The following is a 17,090-nucleotide window of genomic DNA, read 5'->3' on the forward strand; positions in this document are numbered from 1 at the left end:
ATGGTGGGTGATGACGGGCTCGAACCGCCGACCCCCTCCGTGTAAAGGAGATGCTCTACCAACTGAGCTAATCACCCATATCGTTACTGCTGCGTATTGCGGACTTCCTGAGCGGAAGTGGTGGGTCGTGCAGGATTCGAACCTGCGACCAATTGATTAAAAGTCAACTGCTCTACCAACTGAGCTAACGACCCGCAATGCGGTACTGCCTTTACTACGCTGTCTGAAGTGGTGGGTCGTGCAGGATGACTCGGCTGACGCCTCGCCCTTCGGGCCGTTGCCGCTGGCAACGTTGTCTCGCTTTCGCTCGACCCGAACCTTTACAGTTCTCATCCTTCACGGTTAAACACCGTGTACTATTCCATAATTGGTGGGTCGTGCAGGATTCGAACCTGCGACCAATTGATTAAAAGTCAACTGCTCTACCAACTGAGCTAACGACCCGATATGGTGGGTGATGACGGGCTCGAACCGCCGACCCCCTCCGTGTAAAGGAGATGCTCTACCAACTGAGCTAATCACCCATATCGTACTTCAAACAACTTCAACTGCTTTAGTGGTGGGTCGTGCAGGATGACTCGGCTGACGCCTCGCCCTTCGGGCCGTTGCCACTGGCAACGTTGTCTCGCTTTCGCTCGACCCGAACCTTTACGGTTCTCATCCTTCACGATTAAACACCGTGTACTGCTTGTAATTGGTGGGTCGTGCAGGATTCGAACCTGCGACCAATTGATTAAAAGTCAACTGCTCTACCAACTGAGCTAACGACCCACTATTTTGTTGCTTTTGGCGTTGAACTTATCCCCCTGCAACGGCGGCATATATTACTGATTTGAATTTTCAGCGCAACCACTATTTCAGGTTAAATCGTTCAACTGCCTGACTTTCAGGCGGTAAGACCAGAATTCAGACGAAAACTGGTCAAACAACGGCGATTACAGACCGGCAGCGCGTTTCTGCGCCTGTTTTGCGGCTTCACTGGTTGGATACAGTTTTACCACCTGCTGGTAGACCGCTTTGGCTTTCGCCTTGTCACCTTTTTCCTGCATGATCACCCCAACCTTGAGCAGTGCTTCCGGGCTCTTCGGCGATTTAGGGTAATTTTTGACTACGGTGGCAAAATAAAATGCCGCATCGTCTTTTTTACCTTTGTTGTAATTCAACTGCCCCAGCCAGTAGTTGGCATTGGCCTGGTAGGTTGAATCCGGGTATTTCTTCACAAAGGCCTGAAAAGCCGAGATTGCCTGATCGTACTGTTTTTTCTCCAGCACCAGCGCAACCGCTGCGTTGTAGTCGGTGTTGGCATCGCCGCTCTGGGTAGGCGTAGCGGCGGCGGCAGGCTGGCTGCCAGACGCGCTGCTGTCCCCTGCTGCGGCACCCGCACCGGCTGCTGCGGCATCAGCGTTTCCCGACTGCGCCCCGGCCGCGGCACCGCCGCTGCTCAGACCGTCGATCTGCTGAAGGATACTTTTCTGACGCTCCACCACCTGGTTCAGCTGGTAGTTATTTTCCTGGATCTGACCGCGCAGTGAGTCGATATCGGTCTGAGTTTCGGAAAGCTGCTGCTGAAGCTGCTGGAGGAGTTGAGCCTGAGCATTAGAGATACGCTCAAGGGTAGTGACGCGGTCTTCGACCGAGCCGGAGCCAACGCTACTGATTGTTGCCTGGGCATTAGCGGCCCAGGGGGCCGCTACGCCAATCAGTAACGACAGACTCAGGAGATGAGTTCTGCAGCTACTAATCATGTGATTCTCTTAGTAAACCAGTACTGCACGACGGTTTTTAGCATACGCTGATTCGTCGTGGCCCAGTACGGCTGGTTTCTCTTTACCGTAAGAAACGATAGAGATCTGGTCAGCAGAAACGCCTTTACCCTGCAGGTACATTTTCACTGCGCTGGCACGACGTTCGCCCAGGGCGATGTTGTACTCAGGGGTACCGCGCTCATCCGCGTGACCTTCAACAGTGACTTTGTAAGACGGGTTGCTACGCAGGAAGTTTGCGTGCGCGTCCAGCATCTGTGCGAATTCAGACTGGATTTCATATTTGTCCAGGCCGAAGTACACGATGTTGTTTTTCTGCAGTTCCTGCATCTGCAGGCGAGCCTGCTCGTCAGAAGACATGTTGCCGCTGTTCATGCCGCTGTTAGAACCGTCACCAAGACCGTTAGTCTGGTCGTTGTTGTTGTTCTTGTGTGAGCTACATGCAGCCACTGCGATTACTGGCAGTGCCAGCATTAGGCCTTTCAGCACTTTGTTCAGTTGCATTTCATAATTCCTATTATAGTTTGCCATACATAATTATTTATGCATCACAGATACGGCGACCAGGCAGGAAATTTGACCTGTCCATCGGTTGCCGGAAGACGCGCTTTGAAACGCCCGTCGGTTGACACTAACTGCAGAATTGAACCCATGCCCTGAGTGGAGCTGTAGATTACCATGGTGCCGTTCGGTGCCAGACTTGGCGTTTCATCCAGGAACGTGTCCGTTAATTGTTGAACGGCTCCCGTTACCAGATCCTGTCGTGCGACGTGTTGAGCGCCGCCGTTGGTGCTGATCATCACCAAAGATTTACCATCAGAGCTGACGTCTGCGTCCTGGTTTTGCGAACCTTCCCAGGTAATACGCTGAGGCGTGCCGCCGCCTGCGCTGACTTTATAGATTTGAGGACGGCCGGCCTGGTCAGAGGTATAGGCCAGGTTCTGGCTGTCCGGGTACCAGGTCGGTTCGGTGCTGTTGTAGCGGCCGTCGGTGACCTGACGGATCTGGCCGGAGCCGATATCCATCACATAGATGTTCAGGCTGCCGGTCTTGGAGAGCGCAAACGCCAGCTTGCTGCCGTCCGGTGAGAAGGCCGGCGCGCCGTTGTGGCGTGGGAACGACGCTACCTGACGGATAGCACCGTTGGCCAGCGTCTGGATCACCAGCGCTGATTTACCGCTCTCAAAGGTTACGTAGGCGACTTTGCTGCCGTCCGGAGACCAGGCCGGTGACATCAGCGGCTCTGGTGAACGGTGCACCACAAAGGTGTTGTAGCCGTCGTAGTCGGACACGCGCAGCTCATACGGGAACTGGCCGCCGTTAGTCTGCACCACGTAAGCGATACGGGTACGGAACGCGCCTTTGATACCGGTCAGCTTCTCAAAGCTTTCGTCACTGGCGGTGTGCGCAGCATAACGTAACCACTGTTTGGTCACCTTAAACTGGTTCTGTGCCAGCACCGTGCCCGGATTACCGGCGGTATCTACCAGCTGGTAAGAGACGAGGTAGCTACCGTCGGCGCCAGGCTGAACCTGACCGACGACTACCGCGTCAATACCCAGTGCGGTCCAGGCCGCTGGCTGGACCTCAGCGGCCGAGGTCGGCTGCTGTGGCAGACGTGAACGATCCAGCGGATTGAATTTGCCGCTGTTGCGCAGGTCGGCGGCAACGATGCCACCAATGTCTTCAGGAGCTGCACCCGGACCATCCCATTTGAACGGCACCACGCCGATCGGACGTGCGGTATTCACACCCTGAGTAATCTCAATACGTACTTCTGCATGCGCAACCGCGACAAACAGCAGTAAAAAACTCAGCGCTACACGAAATGCCTGCTTCATTATTTCTCCCTTATCCGGGTATCACACCCACGATAATTAGCCTTGTATCAACAAACCTAAGAGTACGGCATGTTGCTCAGAGTTCAACACGCCGCTGGTAAACGCACGTTTACGGTTTGAATTCCAGCGTAGCGTTTTTAACCGCCTGCCACACTTCCGGACTCGGTGGCTTCGGAATTCTTGCCGAATTAGCCGCATTGATGGCTGCCTGGCAGAGTGCCGGGTCGCCACCTGCGGATTTAGCAGAAATCAACAGACCATCCGCTCCCAGACTGATACGCACGTCGCAGGTTTTGCCCGCAAAGGTATCAGCATCGTAAAACTTGCTCTGAATCGCGCCTTTCACCTGGCCCAGGTAGCTGTCGATCGCGGCACCTGAAGCGCCCGCTTTCTTCTGGTTACCTTCACCCGGTGCGGCACCGGCACCCCCGCCCGCTTTACCTGATTTCGGCGCATTCTTACCTGAAGTCAGGTCGCCGAGCAGATCGCCCACGTCACCGGCCTCTTTCGCCGCCTCAGCTGCCGCTTTCTTCTTCGCGGCGGCATCGGCTTTGGCTTTGGCTGCCGCATCGGCCTTGGCTTTCGCAGCAGCATCGGCTTTCGCTTTCGCCTCGGCGGCAGCCTTCTCTTTAGCCTCTGCCGCAGCTTGTTCTTTCGCTTCTGCGGCAGCCTGTGCTTTGGCTTCTGCTGCTGCGGCTTTCGCTTCCGCAGCGGCCTGTGCCTTGGCTTCCGCCGCCGCCTGGGCTTTCGCTTCCTGCGCCGCTTTCGCATCCGCAGCCGCTTTGGCTTTAGCATCGGCAGCAGCTTTTACTTTAGCTGCTTCTGCGGCAGCCTGCTTAGCCTGTTCTTCCGCTTTTTTCTTCGCATCGGCAGCCGCCGCTTTGGCGTCTTCCTGCGCTTTTTTCTGTGCATCAGCGGCGGCTTTCGCCTGGGCATCCGCCTGCGCTTTCGCATCGGCTTTGGCTTTTGCAGCGGCGTCTGCTGACGCTTTCGCCTGGGCATCGGCTTCGGCTTTGGCTTCAGCCTTCGCTTTCGCGGCGGCGGCTTCGGCCTGCTTCTGCTCCTGCTGGGCCTGCTTCGCGGCTTCCTGCGCCTGTTTCTGCTCGGCTGCCTGCTCGGCCGCTTCCGCTTTGGCCTGTTCAGCCGCCTGCAGACGCTCTTTCTCCAGCTGTTTCAGCCGCTGCTGTTCTGCCGCCTGTTTCTGCTGCAGCTCTTCCGCCTGCTGTTTCGCCTGCTTCTGGCGCTGTTGCTCGGCGCGTTTGCTGTCACTCTGTTGATTCTGCTGGCGATTATACTGTTCTACCACCGCACCAGGATCGACCATGACGGCACTGATATCACTACCGCCGCCACCGCCGCCGCTGGCGTCGAGATTTTCGTCAAACGAGCTCCATACCAGCAGAGCGATCAGCACAACATGCAGGATCACTGAGAGGGTTATCGCACGTTTTAACTTATCGTTTTGCTCGGTTGCCTTCGACACTCTCGATTCCCAAAAACGGTTCGAATGAATTAAATCGGCTGCGTCATTAATCCGACAGACTTCACGCCTGCCTGATGCAGCAAGTTAAGCGCCTTGATGATCTCTTCGTAGGGCACCTCTTTCGCACCGCCGATCAGGAACACGGTCTTCGGATCGGCAGTGATACGACGCTGTGCTTCGGCGACGACCTGCTCAGACGGTAACTGCTCCATGCGGTCGTGATCGACCACCAGGCTGTACTGCCCGACGCCGGAAACTTCAACAATCACCGGCGGATTATCATTAGTGGAGACGGTTTTAGAATCTGTTGCGTCCGGGAGATCGACCTCAACGCTCTGGGTAATGATCGGTGCGGTTGCCATGAAGATCAGCAGCAGCACCAGCAGTACGTCCAGCAGCGGAACGATGTTGATCTCGGACTTCATGTCGCGTCGACCGCGACCACGCGTTCTGGCCATGTGAAACCTCCGACTTACTTGCTGGCGTCGCTGGTGAAAGCCTGACGGTGCAGGATAGCCGTGAACTCTTCCATAAAGTTGTCGTAGTTCTGCTCCAGCTTATTCACGCGCAGGGTCAGACGGTTGAAGGCCATCACGGCCGGGATCGCCGCAAACAGACCGATCGCGGTAGCGATCAGCGCTTCGGCAATACCCGGTGCCACCATCTGCAGGGTGGCCTGTTTTACCGCACCGAGGGCGATAAAGGCGTGCATGATCCCCCATACCGTACCAAACAGGCCGATATACGGGCTGATTGAACCGACGGTACCAAGGAATGGAATATGGTTTTCCAGCGCTTCCAGCTCGCGGTTCATTGAGATGCGCATGGCACGGGTCGCCCCTTCCACTACTGCTTCCGGCGCGTGGTTATTCGCGCGGTGCAGCCGGGCAAACTCTTTGAAGCCGGCATAGAAAATCTGCTCCGAGCCCCCGAGCTCATCGCGGCGCGCCTGGCTCTCCTGGTACAGGCGCGAGAGTTCGATACCCGACCAGAACTTATCTTCGAAAGCGTCTGCATCCCGTGTCGCCGCATTCAGAATACGGGTGCGCTGAATGATCACCGCCCAGGAGGCGATGGAGAATCCGATTAAAATTAACATGATCAGTTTTACCAGAAGGCTCGCCTTCAGGAACAAATCAAGAACATTCATGTCAGCCACTGCTTGAACTCCGCGACAATAGACTTGGGAAGCGCTATCGGCTTCATTAGATGTGGATTGATGCAGGCAATAAGGACTTCTGCTTCATTGAGTACACGCCCATCAGCATTCAGAATGCGCTGAGCGAACGTCATGGTCGTGCGGCTCATGGCAACCACCCGGCACTCCACGCTGAGCAGATCGTCCAGACGTGCGGCAGCAAGGTAATCAACCGTCATTCGACGCACGACAAAGGACACCTGCTGTTCCAGCAGTGCCTGTTGATTGAAATGGCGCTGACGCAGCATCTCAGTACGTGCCCGTTCATAAAAAGCAACGTAGCTGGCGTGGTAAACCACGCCGCCGGCATCTGTGTCTTCATAATAGACGCGCACCGGCCATCGAAACAGCGTTGTACTCACTCTACATCCCGGTAATGCATTAAACGTTGGTACCCCGAAAACGTTGCTACTATACGCAAGAGCACAGGGCTTGGGAATGGGTTGCCAGAGGGGAACGAAAATAATTATTGAACGGTAACAACTTATGGGAAGTCAGTACGTTTGGCAAACAAAGATTGACAATTACAGAGATAAAAACAGACGAAAATCCGTTAGATTGTCGACAGTATACCTGGCCGATCGGGCAGCCAGGCATTGGCGGACGGTAACCGTGTTAGCGGTAGAAGAAAACGATGCCGCAGACCAGCAGGATTAACGCCGGCAGCGGCGAAAATACCCCCTGCCAGCGCAGGCGTCGCGGGCGGAAGCCGACGCCGTGGATCACTCCACTGCATACCGCCCAGATCAGCAACGGCCCCTGCCAGATAGCCAGATGGCCGCTGTTGGCGGCAAAGCGCGCCGGGTCCCAGAAGATACAGCCCGCCAGCAGCAGCGCGGCGGCCAGCGACAGCGCCCGCAGGGGGCATCTGTCCATCAGTTGATACAGACGGCTTACCCCCTGCCCCATTACTGGTCGCCTTCTGCGTTGCTGGCCTCAACATGTTCCAGCGCCAGCGCGGTGATAATTCCGAAGGCACAGGCCAGCAGCGTGCCAAGGATCCAGGCAAAGTACCACATGATATCGCTCCTATTCAGTAGAGTGAGTGGGTGTTGTTTTCAATCTGTTCATTGGTCACCCGGCCGAACATCTTCCAGTAACACCAGCTGGTATAGATGAGGATCAGCGGCACGAAGATAATCGCGGCCACGGTCATCACCTTCAGCGTCAGCAGCGTCGAGGTCGCATCCCACATCGTCAGGCTGGCACCCGGCACGGTGCTGGAGGGCATCACGAACGGGAACATCGCTACGCCGGCCGTCAGGATCACACAGGCCAGCGTCAGTGAGGAGAACAGGAACGCCCAGGCGCCCTTCTCCAGCCGTGAAAACAGGACGGTCAGCAGCGGCAGCACCACGCCCAGTAGCGGAATCAGCCACAGTACCGGCGTGTGATTGAAATTAACCAGCCAGGCACCGGCCTCGCGGCCCACCGTTTTCAGCAGCGGATTGGAGACGCCGTTGTGATCCAGCGCCGAGGTCACCACGTAGCCATCGATACCATAAACTACCCAGACGCCGGCCAGCGCGAAACAGACCATCATCACCAGCGCGGAAATTTGCGCCGCGCAGCGGGCACGCTGATGCAGTACGCCAACGGTGCGCATCTGCAGGTAGGTCGCTCCCTGTGCCAGAATCATGGTCAGGCTGACGATGCCGGCCAGCAGGCCAAACGGATTCAGCAGCTGGAAGAAATTGCCGGTATAGAACAGACGCAGATCGTTGTCGATATGGAACGGCACGCCCTGCAGCAGGTTGCCGAACGCCACGCCGATCACCAGCGGCGGCACGAAGCTGCCGATGAAAATGCCCCAGTCCCACATGCCGCGCCAGCGCATATCCTCAATCTTCGACCGGTAATCGAAACCGACCGGACGGAAGAACAGCGAAGCCAGTACCAGGATCATCGCCACGTAGAATCCGGAGAACGCTGCGGCGTAGACCATCGGCCAGGCGGCAAACAGCGCGCCGCCGGCGGTGATTAACCACACCTGGTTGCCGTCCCAGTGCGGGGCAATACTGTTGATCATCACCCGACGCTCGGTATCGGTGCGGCCGAGAATGCGGGTCAGCATGCCGACCCCCATGTCGAAGCCGTCGGCGACCGCGAAGCCGATAAACAGGATGCCGATCAGCAGCCACCAGATAAAACGCATCAATTCATAAGTTAACATCGCTCAGTGTCTCCCTTAGCGGACCGTCTGCAGACGTGGCTCAGGCTGCTCGTAGTGATAGCGGCCGGTCTTCAGGCTACTCGGCCCCAGCCGGGCAAACCTGAACATCAGGTACATCTCGGCCACGATAAACAGCGTGTAGAGCCCGCAGATGAGTCCCATTGAGAACAGCAGATCCCCGGCAGTGAGCGACGAGTTAGCGACCGCCGTAGGTAGCACCTCACCAATTGCCCACGGCTGACGACCATACTCGGCAACAAACCAGCCGGATTCGATAGCGATCCACGGCAGCGGGATACCGTACAGCGCGCACTTCAGCAGCAGCGGCCACTGACCAATGCGGTTACGAATCACCGTCCAGAACGACAGTCCGATGATCAGCAGCATCAGCATGCCGCTGGCGACCATGATGCGGAAGGAGAAGTAGAGTGGCGCCACGCGAGGGATGGAGTCCTGTACCGCCTGTTTAATCTGCGCTTCGCTGGCGTCAGAGACGGCCGGAGTATAGCGCTTCAGCAGCAGGCCGTAGCCAAGGTCATTCTTCGCCGCGTTAAAGGCAGTACGCACCGCCGGGTCCTGATTGCCGCCGCGCAGCTCCTGCAGTAGCGCGTAGGCTTTCATACCGTTACGGATGCGCACTTCATGCTGGCCCATCAGCTCTTTCAGACCGGTGACCTGCTTGTCCACCGAGCGGGTGGCAATCAGCCCCAGCGCCCACGGGATCTGGATGGCGTAGCGGTTCTCCTGCTTATCCTGGTCGGGAATGCCAAACAGGGTAAAGGCGGCCGGCGCAGGCTGGGTTTCCCACTCGGCTTCGATCGCGGCCAGTTTGGTTTTCTGCACGTCACCGATTTCGTAACCGGATTCGTCACCCAGCACGATCACTGACAGGATGGCGGCCATACCGAAGCTGGCGGCCACCGCAAACGAGCGTTTGGCGAAGGCGACGTCGCGGCCGCGCAGCAGATAGTAAGCGCTAACCCCGAGAATAAACATCGCGCCGCAGGTGTAACCTGCCGCCACGGTGTGGACGAATTTCACCTGTGCGACCGGGTTGAGCACCAGCTCGGAGAAGCTGACCATCTCCATACGCATGGTTTCCCAGTTGAACTCAGAGGCCACCGGGTTCTGCATCCAGCCGTTTGCCACCAGGATCCACAGCGCCGACAGGTTTGAGCCCAGCGCCACCAGCCAGGTGACCGCCATATGCTGCACTTTACCCAGCCGGTCCCAGCCGAAGAAGAACAGGCCAACAAAAGTGGATTCAAGGAAGAACGCCATCAGGCCTTCGATGGCCAGCGGCGCACCGAAGATATCGCCAACGTAGTGCGAGTAATAGGACCAGTTGGTGCCGAACTGGAACTCCATAGTCAGCCCGGTGGCCACGCCCAGCGCAAAGTTGATGCCAAATAACTTGCCCCAGAATTTGGTCATATCTTTATAGATTTGTTTACCTGACAGGACGTAGATCGTCTCCATGATGGCCAGTAAAAACGCCATACCCAGCGTCAGTGGCACAAACAGGAAATGATACATCGCCGTCAATGCAAACTGTAAACGTGACAGTTCGACAATATCAAACATGATAACTCCTTGCTCCGCTAAAGGGAGCAGCCTTAAATAAATGAGTCAGAAACGCATTTACTTATTCGTGCCCCCGGTAATAACGAAAACCGCGTTCCTGAACCCTGGCTACAGGCGCAATGCAGCACGCCTCAGCGCAGCTGAGCCCCAGGGCAAAGACGGATTTAAAATTTCTGGTGGTGAGATTGCGCAGTGATGATACGCCTTTCTCCCCACAGGATTAAAGTGGTTTTCGATGACAATATTCTTTTCTTGTCTTACATCAAATTTCGATGAATCAACGATCTATCCATCATTGATGTGGCGCAATTTAACCCTATCGGAGACGGCAATTCCAGATAAATACCCAGGTATAAATCGGCATTTATTGATCCAGAATAATAATCTGACGAGGCAACTGTGCCGGAGAGGAGAGTTGTGAAACTATTGTATAACTTTATAAAGTAAAAGGTGAATGCACCATCCACTTATGCCACCTGTTACGGTAAATGATAATTCCCGTAATTTAAAATTTTATTAACCAGGCCAGCCAGCCCGTGGCTTTGCGCTACCTGCCGCCGGAAGAAACAAAAAGGGCCGCCCGAAGGCAGCCCTGATATCGCAAGAGTTTAGCTTACTGTGGCAGTACGGCTTTCACCGCGTCGCCGATGTCCGCCAGGCTACGCACGGTTTTCACACCGGCCGCTTCCAGCGCAGCAAACTTCTCGTCTGCGGTGCCTTTGCCACCGGCGATAATCGCACCGGCGTGGCCCATACGCTTGCCTTTCGGCGCGGTAACGCCGGCGATATAGCCGACGACCGGCTTGGTCACGTACTCTTTGATAAACGCTGCGGCTTCTTCTTCCGCGCTGCCGCCAATCTCACCGATCATCACGATCGCTTCGGTCTGCGGGTCATCCTGGAACAGTTTCAGGATGTCGATGAAGTTTGAACCTGGGATCGGGTCACCGCCGATACCGACGCAGGTCGACTGGCCGTAGCCGATGTCGGTGGTCTGCTTGACTGCTTCATAGGTCAGGGTACCGGAACGGGAAACGATGCCGATACGGCCCGGCTGGTGAATGTGGCCAGGCATGATGCCGATTTTACATTCGCCTGGAGTGATGACACCCGGGCAGTTCGGGCCAATCATGCGCACGCCGGCTTCATCCAGCTTCACCTTCACGGTCAGCATATCCAGCGTCGGGATGCCTTCGGTGATGGTGATGATCAGTTTGATGCCCGCTTCAATCGCTTCCAGGATACCGTCTTTGCAGAACGGAGCCGGAACGTAGATCACCGAGGCGGTGGCGCCGGTGGCTTCTACCGCTTCGCGCACGGTGTTAAACACCGGCAGGCCAAGGTGCTCAGTGCCGCCTTTACCCGGAGTGACGCCGCCAACCAGCTGCGTACCGTAGGCCAGCGCCTGCTCAGAGTGGAAGGTACCCTGACCGCCGGTGAAACCCTGGCAGATCACTTTGGTGTTTTTATCGATCAAAATGGACATTATTTACCCTCCGCTGCGGCAACAACGCGCTGTGCCGCGTCACTCAGGCTGGTTGCTGCAATAATATTCAATCCGCTGTCTGCCAGTTTTTTCGCGCCCAGCTCAGCATTGTTACCTTCCAGACGGACCACAACCGGTACGTTGACGCCGACTTCTTCCACGGCACCGATGATACCGTCAGCAATCAGGTCACAGCGGACGATGCCGCCGAAGATGTTAACGAAGACCGCTTTCACCGCATCGTCAGACAGGATGATTTTAAAGGCTTCGGTCACGCGCTCTTTGGTCGCGCCGCCGCCAACGTCCAGGAAGTTGGCCGGCTGGCCACCGCTCAGCTTCACGATGTCCATGGTGCCCATCGCCAGACCGGCTCCGTTAACCATGCAGCCGATGTTGCCTTCCAGCGCCACGTAGTTCAGTTCCCACTGCGTTGCGTGGGCTTCACGGGCATCTTCCTGGCTTGGGTCACGCATTTCGCGCAGCTCAGGCTGACGGAACATGGCGTTGCTGTCGGCGGTCAGTTTACCGTCGAGACACACCAGGTCGCCCTGCTTAGTGATCACCAGCGGGTTGATCTCAACCAGCGCCAGGTCGCGCTCCAGGAACAGCGTCGCCAGACCCATAAAGATCTTGGTGAACTGGCCAACCTGCTTACCGGTCAGGCCCAGCTTGAACGCCAGCTCACGGCCCTGGTAAGGCTGTGGACCGGTCAGCGGGTCCAGCGCCATTTTGTGGATCAGATGCGGAGTCTCTTCCGCCACTTTCTCGATTTCCACGCCGCCTTCGGTAGAGGCCATAAACACCACGCGACGGGTCGCACGGTCCACTACGGCACCCAGATACAGCTCTTTGTCGATATCGGTCGCTGCTTCAACCAGGATCTGATTAACCGGCTGACCGCCTGCGTCAGTCTGATAGGTCACCAGGTTTTTGCCCAGCCAGTTTTCGGCGAACGCACGAATGTCTTCTTTGCTGTTAACAACCTTCACGCCGCCCGCTTTACCGCGGCCACCGGCATGAACCTGACATTTCACAACCCACGGGCCGGCGCCAATTTTAGAGGCGGCTTCTTCAGCTTCACGTGGCGTGGTGCAGGCGTAGCCGGTTGGTGCCGGTAAGCCATACCGTGCAAACAACTGTTTTGCCTGATATTCGTGTAAGTTCATGATGTTCTATCCATTCAGGTCTGAAAAGACTTAGCCACCGTTGTGGCTACACATAGAACAGAGCACGGCGCTGGCCGTGCTCTGCAAGGTTTAAACGTCCAGCAGCAGACGCGCCGGATCTTCCAGCAGCTCTTTAATCGCCACCAGGTAACCCACGGACTCACGTCCGTCGATCAGGCGGTGGTCGTAAGAGAGCGCCAGATACATCATCGGCTGGATCACCACCTGACCATTCACCGCCATCGGACGATCTTTGATCGCGTGCATACCAAGGATCGCACTCTGCGGTGGGTTGATGATCGGCGTCGACATCAGCGAACCGAACACGCCGCCGTTGGTGATGGTGAAGTTACCGCCGGTCAGCTCCTCAACGGTCAGCTTGCCGTCACGGCCTTTAATCGCCAGCTCTTTGATTTTCTTCTCGATGTCCGACATGCTCAGCGCATCAACGTCTTTCAGTACCGGCGTCACCAGGCCACGCGGCGTGGAGACGGCGATGCTGACGTCGAAGTAGTTGTGGTAGACCACATCTTCACCGTCGATCGAGGCGTTCACTTCCGGATAACGCTTCAGCGCTTCTACCACCGCTTTGATGTAGAAGGACATAAAGCCCAGGCGCACGCCGTGGCGCTTCTCGAAGGCATCACCGTACTGCTTACGCAGTGCCATGATCGGCTGCATGTTGACTTCGTTGAAGGTGGTCAGCATCGCGGTGCTGTTTTTCGCCTGCAGCAGACGTTCGGCCACGCGCTTACGCAGGCGGGTCATCGGTACACGCTTCTCGCTGCGGCCTGCCTGCACCACCGGTGCAGCCTCAGGTGCTTTGGCAGCAGGGGCTTTCGCCTGAGCCTGTGCCAGATGTTTTTCCACATCTTCACGGGTCAGACGGCCACCGACGCCGGTGCCTTTAATGGCAGACGCATCGAGGTTGTGCTCGGCGATCAGGCGGCGAATGGCCGGGCTGAGCGCGTCGTTGCTTTCTTCATCCAGCGAGGCAGTCTGACGCTGGGCTGGCGTAGAGTCTTTGCTTTCGGTTTTAACCGAGGTCTCTTTGCCGCCGCTGTTGCCTTCTTTCAGGCGCCCCAGCAACTGGCGAGAGGTGACGGTGGCACCTTCGTCTTCAAGGATGGCTTCCAGCACGCCGTCCGCAGCAGCAGGCACTTCCAGGATCACTTTGTCAGTTTCAATTTCCACCAGCACTTCATCACGGGTCACCGCATCACCCGGCTTTTTATGCCAGGTGGCGACGGTTGCATCAGCAACGGATTCAGGCAGGTCGGGAACAAGAATATCTACGCTACTCATTTTCTTTCCTTTAATTAATCTACGTTCAGCGCGTCATTAACCAGATCTTGCTGCTGCTGCTGGTGAACGGACATGTAACCCACGGCCGGCGATGCGGATGCAGGACGACCGGCATAACGTAATGAAGCCCCAAATGGCACGATTTCGCGGAAATGGTGCTGGCTGCAGTACCATGCGCCCTGATTCAGCGGCTCTTCCTGACACCAGACAAAATCATGAACGTGGGCATACGGCTGCAACGCTTCCTGTACGGCTTTGTGCGGGAACGGATAGAGCTGTTCGATACGCACAATCGCCACATTGCTTTGCTCATTTTTACGGCGTTTTTCCAGCAGATCGTAATAGACTTTACCGGAACAGAGCACTACGCGCTTCACGCCCTGCGGGTCGAGATCGTCGATCTCGCCAATCGCCGGACGGAAGGCTCCGTCGGCCAGCTCTTCCAGCGACGAGACCGCCAGCGGATGGCGCAGCAGCGACTTCGGCGACATCACCACCAGCGGACGGCGCATACCACGCAACGCCTGGCGACGCAGCATATGGTAAACCTGCGCCGGCGTGGACGGCACGCACACCTGCATATTCTGCTCGGCGCAGAGTTGCAGATAGCGTTCCAGACGCGCGGAGGAGTGCTCAGGGCCCTGGCCTTCGTAGCCGTGCGGCAGCAGCATCACCAGGCCACACATACGGCCCCACTTCTGCTCGCCGGAGCTGATGAACTGGTCGATCACCACCTGCGCACCGTTGGCGAAGTCACCGAACTGCGCTTCCCAGATGGTCAGGGTACGCGGCTCTGCCGTTGCATAGCCGTACTCGAACGCCAGTACCGCTTCTTCCGACAGCACGGAGTCCCAGACCTTAAACACGCCCTGGCCGTTGTGCACGTGCTGCAGCGGGGTGTAAGTCGAGCCGTTGGACTGGTTATGGATCACCGCATGACGGTGGAAGAAGGTGCCACGGCCCATGTCTTCACCTGAGAGGCGGCACGGAATACCTTCATCAACCAGCGTGGCGTAGGCCAGGTTTTCTGCTGCGCCCCAGTCGAACGGCTTGTTGCCGGCGGCCATTTCAGCGCGATCGTTGTAGATCTTCGCCACGCGGGACTGCATCTCAACCGCGTCCGGCACCGTACTGATGCGTTTCGCCAGCGACTGCAGACGCTGCGGGTCCAGTTTCTCCGGATAGCCTTCATCCCAGTCGTGATTCAGATACGGTGACCAGGTAAAGGAGTGCAGGCTCATCGGACGCCATGCCGGCACCACACATTCGCCGGCATCCAGCGCGTCACGGTACAGGTTGACCATTTCCGTGGCATCTTCCAGGCTGGCAACCTGTTCAGATTCCAGCTTGTCCGCGTAAATCTTACGCGGAGTCGGGTGTTTCTTGATCTTCTGGTACATCACCGGCTGGGTGGCGCTAGGCTCATCCGCTTCGTTGTGACCATGACGGCGGTAACACACCAGATCGATAAACACGTCGCGTTTAAAGGTGTTACGGAAATCCAACGCCAGGCGGGTGACAAAGGCCACCGCTTCCGGATCGTCCGCGTTAACGTGGAAGATCGGAGCCAGCACCATTTTACCGATGTCGGTACAGTACTGACTTGAACGGGCGTCTTTCGGGTTAGAGGTGGTGAAACCAACCTGGTTGTTGATCACGATACGCACGGTACCGCCAACTTCATAACCGCGGGCCGCCGACATGTTCAGCGTTTCCTGCACCACGCCCTGGCCGATCACCGCCGCATCACCGTGGATGGTAATCGGCAGCACTTTGTTGGAACCCGGTTCATCCATGCGGTCAAGACGCGCACGCACCGAGCCCATCACTACCGGGCTGACGATCTCAAGGTGAGACGGGTTAAACGCCAGCGCCAGGTGTACCATGCCGCCGGGGGTTTCCACGTCGGACGAGAAGCCCATATGGTACTTCACGTCACCGGTGCCGAGGTGTTCTTTATGCTTGCCGGAGAACTCGTCGAACAGATCCTGGGGCCTTTTGCCCAGCACGTTGATCAGCACGTTCAGACGGCCGCGGTGCGCCATACCCAGCACCACTTCACGCGTACCGCTCTTGCCGGCATGATGGATCATGTCGTTGAGCATCGGCACCAGCGCATCGCCGCCTTCCAGGGAGAAACGCTTCGCCCCGGGGAATTTCGCGCCCAGATAGCGCTCCAGGCCTTCAGCTGCCGTCAGCTGTTGCAGGAAGCCCTTCTTCTCTTCAGAGGAGAAGGAAGCCTGCCCCACCACCGATTCGATACGCTGCTGGATCCAGCGTTTCTCTTCCGTGTTGGTCATATGCATGTACTCGGCCCCGATCGAGCCGCAGTAGGTCTGTTTCAGCGCGGCGTACAGATCGGCCAGCTTCAGCGTCTCTTTGCCGATCGCAAACGAGCCTACGTTGAAGCTTTCCTGCAGGTCGGCATCGGTCAGGCCGTGCCAGGCCGGATCGAGATCCGGCACCGTATCCTGCTTCCACAGGCCTAACGGATCGAGATTGGCCTGCTGATGGCCGCGGAAACGGAAGGCATTTATCAGCTGCAGGACCTTTACCTGTTTGGCATTGGTTTCCGGATCGCTGACGGAGGCCGTGTAGCGCGTAGCATCTTTCGCCAGACGGCGGAAGTATTCACGCGTGGTGGAATGAAACTGCTCTGGTTTAACTCCCGTCCCCGGAAGCTGCTGGAAAAGCGATTTCCAGGCATCGTCAACAGAGTCAGGATCGGTCAGGAAGTCCTCATAGAGCTGCTCTATGTAGGACTGGTTCGCGCCGGCCAGCCAGGATGAGTCCAGCCAGGGTTTCATCGCGCTGTTCTGCATTGTGATCCCTTAAGCATTATGCTTTTTTTCGCCGTGGTTATTGAAGGAACCTTTGCAAGTCCCGTGCCGCGTTAACGGCTTACCATATACGGTTCTTCGATACGAGCAGCGGCCCGTAAGGGAACCTTTGCGAGACGTCTCAGGCGGCAAATCAGCCCAAAACACCTTCCAAAGATCGCCTGTTAAAAGACCGGGAACCTGAGGTTCCCGGATATGCACGTCATCCTTCACGCTGCCTCTGCGTTGGCTGCTCTCATTAACCCCAGTCA

The 17,090-nt window shown here is 56.9% G+C and carries 15 protein-coding genes, 5 tRNA genes and 2 other RNA genes; all 22 read right to left on the reverse strand.

The annotated features are described in order from the left end of the window. Position 1 precedes the first annotated feature (1 nt). The 22 genes from GKQ23_RS17275 to sucA all read right to left on the reverse strand — a co-directional run bounded on the left by GKQ23_RS17275 (position 2) and on the right by sucA (position 16,821). Positions 2 to 77: transfer RNA gene (locus GKQ23_RS17275), tRNA-Val, on the reverse strand. Between the two features lie 41 nt (positions 78 to 118). After that, positions 119 to 194, reverse strand: a tRNA-Lys gene (locus tag GKQ23_RS17280). A 35-nt stretch (positions 195 to 229) separates the two neighbouring features. After that, positions 230 to 354, reverse strand: a non-coding RNA gene (locus tag GKQ23_RS17285) — RtT sRNA. A 14-nt stretch (positions 355 to 368) separates the two neighbouring features. Continuing rightward, positions 369 to 444 (reverse strand) — tRNA-Lys (locus tag GKQ23_RS17290). 4 nt (positions 445 to 448) lie between these two features. Then, positions 449 to 524, reverse strand: a tRNA-Val gene (locus GKQ23_RS17295). 33 nt (positions 525 to 557) lie between these two features. Then, positions 558 to 682: non-coding RNA, RtT sRNA (locus tag GKQ23_RS17300), on the reverse strand. Between the two features lie 13 nt (positions 683 to 695). Next, positions 696 to 771, reverse strand: a tRNA-Lys gene (locus tag GKQ23_RS17305). A 164-nt stretch (positions 772 to 935) separates the two neighbouring features. After that, on the reverse strand, positions 936 to 1,745 hold the full coding sequence (gene cpoB / locus GKQ23_RS17310) for a cell division protein CpoB (protein WP_212408991.1): 810 nt from the start codon (positions 1,743 to 1,745) through the stop codon (positions 936 to 938). 9 nt (positions 1,746 to 1,754) lie between these two features. Further along, positions 1,755 to 2,267: a peptidoglycan-associated lipoprotein Pal gene (gene pal, locus GKQ23_RS17315; RefSeq protein WP_212408992.1), complete on the reverse strand. Its 513-nt coding sequence runs from the start codon at positions 2,265 to 2,267 to the stop codon at positions 1,755 to 1,757. A 44-nt stretch (positions 2,268 to 2,311) separates the two neighbouring features. Continuing rightward, a complete protein-coding gene (gene tolB, locus GKQ23_RS17320; protein WP_212408993.1) occupies positions 2,312 to 3,604 on the reverse strand; it encodes a Tol-Pal system beta propeller repeat protein TolB in 1,293 nt (430 codons plus the stop codon). Positions 3,605 to 3,713: 109 nt separating this feature from the next. Beyond that, positions 3,714 to 5,087 (reverse strand): cell envelope integrity protein TolA, encoded by a 1,374-nt coding sequence (tolA, locus tag GKQ23_RS17325; protein WP_212408994.1) that lies wholly within the window; start codon positions 5,085 to 5,087, stop codon positions 3,714 to 3,716. Between the two features lie 29 nt (positions 5,088 to 5,116). Further along, positions 5,117 to 5,545, reverse strand: coding sequence for a colicin uptake protein TolR (tolR, locus tag GKQ23_RS17330; protein WP_056239837.1), 429 nt, complete (start codon positions 5,543 to 5,545; stop codon positions 5,117 to 5,119). A gap of 14 nt (positions 5,546 to 5,559) precedes the next feature. After that, positions 5,560 to 6,237, reverse strand: coding sequence for a Tol-Pal system protein TolQ (tolQ, locus tag GKQ23_RS17335; RefSeq protein WP_212408995.1), 678 nt, complete (start codon positions 6,235 to 6,237; stop codon positions 5,560 to 5,562). Then, positions 6,234 to 6,647 carry a tol-pal system-associated acyl-CoA thioesterase gene (ybgC, locus tag GKQ23_RS17340; RefSeq protein ID WP_056239842.1) on the reverse strand — a complete coding sequence of 138 codons (414 nt, stop codon included), beginning with the start codon at positions 6,645 to 6,647 and terminating at the stop codon, positions 6,234 to 6,236. Before ybgC ends, tolQ begins: the two co-directional genes overlap by 4 nt. 253 nt (positions 6,648 to 6,900) lie before the next feature. Then, positions 6,901 to 7,194: a cyd operon protein YbgE gene (gene ybgE / locus GKQ23_RS17345; RefSeq protein WP_212408996.1), complete on the reverse strand. Its 294-nt coding sequence runs from the start codon at positions 7,192 to 7,194 to the stop codon at positions 6,901 to 6,903. Further along, the gene (gene cydX / locus GKQ23_RS17350; RefSeq protein WP_056239847.1) at positions 7,194 to 7,304 is read right to left on the reverse strand and encodes a cytochrome bd-I oxidase subunit CydX; all 111 of its coding nucleotides are present in this window, start codon (positions 7,302 to 7,304) and stop codon (positions 7,194 to 7,196) included. The genes ybgE and cydX overlap by 1 nt, the downstream gene beginning before the upstream one ends. Positions 7,305 to 7,318: 14 nt before the next feature. Continuing rightward, on the reverse strand, positions 7,319 to 8,458 hold the full coding sequence (cydB, locus tag GKQ23_RS17355; protein WP_212408997.1) for a cytochrome d ubiquinol oxidase subunit II: 1,140 nt from the start codon (positions 8,456 to 8,458) through the stop codon (positions 7,319 to 7,321). Between the two features lie 15 nt (positions 8,459 to 8,473). Beyond that, positions 8,474 to 10,042 carry a cytochrome ubiquinol oxidase subunit I gene (cydA, locus tag GKQ23_RS17360; RefSeq protein WP_212408998.1) on the reverse strand — a complete coding sequence of 523 codons (1,569 nt, stop codon included), beginning with the start codon at positions 10,040 to 10,042 and terminating at the stop codon, positions 8,474 to 8,476. A gap of 613 nt (positions 10,043 to 10,655) precedes the next feature. Next, positions 10,656 to 11,528 carry a succinate--CoA ligase subunit alpha gene (gene sucD, locus GKQ23_RS17365; protein WP_056239857.1) on the reverse strand — a complete coding sequence of 291 codons (873 nt, stop codon included), beginning with the start codon at positions 11,526 to 11,528 and terminating at the stop codon, positions 10,656 to 10,658. Continuing rightward, positions 11,528 to 12,694 carry an ADP-forming succinate--CoA ligase subunit beta gene (sucC, locus tag GKQ23_RS17370; protein WP_056239861.1) on the reverse strand — a complete coding sequence of 389 codons (1,167 nt, stop codon included), beginning with the start codon at positions 12,692 to 12,694 and terminating at the stop codon, positions 11,528 to 11,530. Before sucC ends, sucD begins: the two co-directional genes overlap by 1 nt. 90 nt (positions 12,695 to 12,784) lie before the next feature. Further along, complete coding sequence (gene odhB, locus GKQ23_RS17375) at positions 12,785 to 13,999, reverse strand: 2-oxoglutarate dehydrogenase complex dihydrolipoyllysine-residue succinyltransferase (protein ID WP_212408999.1); 1,215 nt, start codon at positions 13,997 to 13,999, stop codon at positions 12,785 to 12,787. Between the two features lie 14 nt (positions 14,000 to 14,013). Beyond that, positions 14,014 to 16,821, reverse strand: coding sequence for a 2-oxoglutarate dehydrogenase E1 component (sucA, locus tag GKQ23_RS17380; protein ID WP_056239868.1), 2,808 nt, complete (start codon positions 16,819 to 16,821; stop codon positions 14,014 to 14,016). Between the last annotated feature and the right edge of the window lie 269 nt (positions 16,822 to 17,090).

The organism is Erwinia sp. E602, assembly GCF_018141005.1.
Lineage (GTDB): Bacteria > Pseudomonadota > Gammaproteobacteria > Enterobacterales > Enterobacteriaceae > Erwinia.

What these genes read in the sequence shown, in the direction of transcription:
- tolR (WP_056239837.1), bottom strand. Translation starts at nt 5,545, where the DNA reads ATGGCCAGAACGCGTGGTCGCGGTCGACGCGACATGAAGTCCGAGATC.
- pal (WP_212408992.1), bottom strand. Translation starts at nt 2,267, where the DNA reads ATGCAACTGAACAAAGTGCTGAAAGGCCTAATGCTGGCACTGCCAGTA.
- ybgE (WP_212408996.1), bottom strand. Translation starts at nt 7,194, where the DNA reads ATGGGGCAGGGGGTAAGCCGTCTGTATCAACTGATGGACAGATGCCCC.
- cydB (WP_212408997.1), bottom strand. Translation starts at nt 8,458, where the DNA reads ATGTTAACTTATGAATTGATGCGTTTTATCTGGTGGCTGCTGATCGGC.
- cpoB (WP_212408991.1), bottom strand. Translation starts at nt 1,745, where the DNA reads ATGATTAGTAGCTGCAGAACTCATCTCCTGAGTCTGTCGTTACTGATT.
- sucC (WP_056239861.1), bottom strand. Translation starts at nt 12,694, where the DNA reads ATGAACTTACACGAATATCAGGCAAAACAGTTGTTTGCACGGTATGGC.
- cydX (WP_056239847.1), bottom strand. Translation starts at nt 7,304, where the DNA reads ATGTGGTACTTTGCCTGGATCCTTGGCACGCTGCTGGCCTGTGCCTTC.
- tolQ (WP_212408995.1), bottom strand. Translation starts at nt 6,237, where the DNA reads ATGAATGTTCTTGATTTGTTCCTGAAGGCGAGCCTTCTGGTAAAACTG.
- sucD (WP_056239857.1), bottom strand. Translation starts at nt 11,528, where the DNA reads ATGTCCATTTTGATCGATAAAAACACCAAAGTGATCTGCCAGGGTTTC.
- sucA (WP_056239868.1), bottom strand. Translation starts at nt 16,821, where the DNA reads ATGCAGAACAGCGCGATGAAACCCTGGCTGGACTCATCCTGGCTGGCC.
- tolB (WP_212408993.1), bottom strand. Translation starts at nt 3,604, where the DNA reads ATGAAGCAGGCATTTCGTGTAGCGCTGAGTTTTTTACTGCTGTTTGTC.
- odhB (WP_212408999.1), bottom strand. Translation starts at nt 13,999, where the DNA reads ATGAGTAGCGTAGATATTCTTGTTCCCGACCTGCCTGAATCCGTTGCT.
- cydA (WP_212408998.1), bottom strand. Translation starts at nt 10,042, where the DNA reads ATGTTTGATATTGTCGAACTGTCACGTTTACAGTTTGCATTGACGGCG.